This window comes from Haliscomenobacter sp. (assembly GCF_040403615.1).
Classification (GTDB): domain Bacteria; phylum Bacteroidota; class Bacteroidia; order Chitinophagales; family Saprospiraceae; genus Haliscomenobacter.
Map to the genome: position 1 here is coordinate 1 of NZ_JBBAKG010000238.1, position 2,956 is coordinate 2,956.

4 protein-coding genes and 1 pseudogene are annotated in these 2,956 nt (G+C 42.1%); all 5 read left to right on the forward strand.

The features are described from left to right. A pseudogene (locus ABW391_RS29165) lies at nucleotides 1–371 on the forward strand (hypothetical protein); the annotation flags it as partial. Next, a complete protein-coding gene (locus ABW391_RS29170) occupies nucleotides 355–633 on the forward strand; it encodes a hypothetical protein (RefSeq protein WP_353485430.1) in 279 nt (92 codons plus the stop codon). The pseudogene ABW391_RS29165 and the gene ABW391_RS29170, both read left to right, overlap by 17 nt. Nucleotides 634–1,140: 507 nt before the next feature. Then, the gene (locus tag ABW391_RS29175; RefSeq protein WP_353485431.1) at nucleotides 1,141–1,347 is read left to right on the forward strand and encodes a hypothetical protein; all 207 of its coding nucleotides are present in this window, start codon (nucleotides 1,141–1,143) and stop codon (nucleotides 1,345–1,347) included. Nucleotides 1,348–1,567: 220 nt separating this feature from the next. Next, the gene (locus ABW391_RS29180) at nucleotides 1,568–2,092 is read left to right on the forward strand and encodes a helix-turn-helix domain-containing protein (RefSeq protein WP_353485432.1); all 525 of its coding nucleotides are present in this window, start codon (nucleotides 1,568–1,570) and stop codon (nucleotides 2,090–2,092) included. A gap of 64 nt (nucleotides 2,093–2,156) precedes the next feature. Continuing rightward, nucleotides 2,157–2,956 (forward strand): ATP-binding protein (locus ABW391_RS29185; RefSeq protein WP_353485433.1); only part of this gene is annotated, 800 nt, incomplete at its 3' end.

Sequence of the window (2,956 nt, forward strand, 5' to 3'; positions counted from 1 at the left end):
ACAATAAAGATATTAATTGTTTTCAAATAAAAAAATTAAAAGTTTATTTATTTTATTCATTAAAACTATTTATTTTTACGCCATACAAAGTAAACATGGCGAACAACTACGACCGGATTTTTAAAGAAAACATCGAATCCATGCTATTGCCCCTGCTGGAAAAGGTATTGGGGCTTATCCCTCCCAAGCTTGTACCGATTGATGCCAAAATGCAAATGACCCACGAGTCAGAAATGGACAACATTCGGCGGGTGGTACATGAGGAAGATGCGGCATTGGATTATGGTTTAACAATTGCTAATTTTATCACGTTTAAGAAAGATGGAAATCATTGTTCAAACTCAAGTCGAAGCCATGACCATTCATTATGACATCGAAACTGATGGCCTTTACTTGCAAGGTATCGAAAAAGGTATCGAAGAAGGTATCGAAGAAGGCGCCGCGATCAAGGAACGAGCTTTTGTCCAAACGCTCTGGTCACTCCAGGAATTTTCGCTGGAGCGCATTGCCCTGATGTCGGGAGCTACTCTGGAGCGCGTGACCCAAGTCATTATGGCGCATTTGCAAGCTGAGGGCTTTAGCGAAGTTGAAGCCGAGCAGAGTCTTGAAACTTACCGTGCCAAATTTATTTAGCGGTACCTGTGCTGCCTACCAAACGCCATTTAGCCTTTGATAGCATGAACTTAATGCTCCAAGTATGAAGTATCCGAGTAGACTTGATCCAAAGTGAAGATCATCGTCGGTGGGATAGTCAAGAGCTTATCGCTTTATTCACGCTTTTTAATTTTGACGTACTGCACCCTGATCCCACTGTTCTTTTGTTCCATGCTGGTCACCTGACTATTGCCGAGCTTAATGTAACAGAGGGCTGGTGCAGGTTTGATTATCCAAATTTTAGTGCAATGTAGCTTTAGTACGAGACACTATTTCAGGTAAGGATTTAGAATCCAATATGGAAAATTTTTTCCACTAAGAGAGTCGTTTATTGCGTTTTTGGAAATTTTTTTCCATTAAACGAGTGTTTCTGGAAATTTTTTTCCACTAATTACTTTGCCAAATGTTTTTAAACTCCTATTTGGATTATGTTGATTTGAACTTCAAAAAAGTTTATTTTTGTTTGTTGATCAAATTGAAGTACTCATGATTACAATTACGAAGGAAGCATACATCGAGGGAGTCAATCCAAGTATATCATTGTCTGATGTGCCTGAAGGAAATTATGAAATTGTCATCGTATTACAGCCGTTGAAGGCCGCAAAAAGACGCTCTGCGGGGTTTAGTAAGGCATCGTTTACCATGACGGAAGATTTTAATGAGCCTCTAGAGGATTTTAATGATTACATGTAATGAAGGTGCTCATAGATACCCAATCCATCATTAGCAGCGATGAGGCTTTTGATTCCTATCCTATTACCCGGATTTGGAAATAACCTAGGAAGGCGGTAGTGGGGAGATCAAATTGACAAAAACTCCTCTATGTGGGTTATCCAATTCGATAATTTTTCGTAAATTCTCCTATCTTAGTCAAGTACAATACCGTTCATGCCCACTTTCTTTAACATTGATCATGAGCAAAACCACTAAAATACCACGCATCATTAAGCTCAGTGCGATCCAGGGCTGGCGGGTCTATGTTGCCTTCAGCAATGGGGAGCATCGGGTGATCGATTTTGAGCAGTTTTTCAGGAAACATCATTTTGCCGCTGATCCATTGCGGCGTCGCTTATTGGATGAAGCGGTGTTTCAAGGGCTGAATTTATATGAAGGCACATTGCGTTGGCCAATGGTGCTTGACAAAATTGAATTGAGCAACGGAATGGTTTTTGAGGTACCATTTGATCTTGATCCATTGGTGCTGTATGAAAACAGTGAACCTGATCTGGAGCGGAATCAAGGAGTGAAGATTGGTACTTTGCTGCGGCAAGCCAGAAAAGAGGCTGGTTTAACCCAAGAGGAGCTGGCCATAAAGAGCGGCACCACCAAGCATTACATTTCTCGCCTTGAAAACAACCACGCAGACATTGAGTTGGGAACCTTGCAGAAGATTGTCGAAATTGGATTGGGCAAGCAGCTGGAAGTACAGGTGAGGTAGCTATTGGTTTATTCCGGCCATTGCCATCAAATAAATTATGGCTACAAATCCCTATATTTGCACTATGGCTAGATTGAATTATCCGATTGGCATCCAGGATTTTCGAGAAATCCGCACGAAGGGGTACCATTACTTCGATAAAACTGCGTTCATCCATCGCATATTGACGGAAGGGAAGCACTATTTCCTATCCCGTCCACGGCGTTTTGGCAAATCTGTGTTGGTTTCCACCATCAAGGAGATTTTCAGTGGTAGCCGAGAATTATTTGAGGATTTGTGGATAGAAAAAAACTGGGATTGGAGCAAGCAGCATCCAGTAGTACACCTGCTTTTCAGTTCCATAAATTATCAAAAACGGGGTTTGGCTGCGGCCTTATCTAAGGAAATAGAAGCCATCGCCACTGGTTTTTCCATTCTGCTGGACAACCAGGAATTGAAAGACCAGTTTCGCGAATTATTGCAAAAATTAGCCCATACCCAAGGCCGCGTGGTATTGCTGATCGACGAATACGACAAACCCATCATCGACTACCTGGAAACTCCTGAGCAAGCCAAAGCCAATCGCGAGGTGCTCAAGCAGTTTTATTCGGTACTCAAAGATGCTGATCCGTACCTGGAGTTCGTGTTCATCACCGGGGTGAGCAAGTTTTCGAAGGTGAGTATTTTTTCAGATTTGAACAATTTGAAAGACCTGTCGATCAATGAGCGATACAACAATCTGTTGGGGGTTACCCAGCAAGAGTTGGAATCACAATTTAATGACCGACTACACGAAATAGCTGCCCTCAGGAAAACCGAATTTGACGTTTTTCTCGCTCAGGTCAAAAACTGGTACAACGGCTACAATTGGAGCGGCACTGATAC

What these genes read in the sequence shown, in the direction of transcription:
- ABW391_RS29170 (WP_353485430.1), top strand. Translation starts at nt 355, where the DNA reads ATGACCATTCATTATGACATCGAAACTGATGGCCTTTACTTGCAAGGT.
- ABW391_RS29175 (WP_353485431.1), top strand. Translation starts at nt 1,141, where the DNA reads ATGATTACAATTACGAAGGAAGCATACATCGAGGGAGTCAATCCAAGT.
- ABW391_RS29180 (WP_353485432.1), top strand. Translation starts at nt 1,568, where the DNA reads ATGAGCAAAACCACTAAAATACCACGCATCATTAAGCTCAGTGCGATC.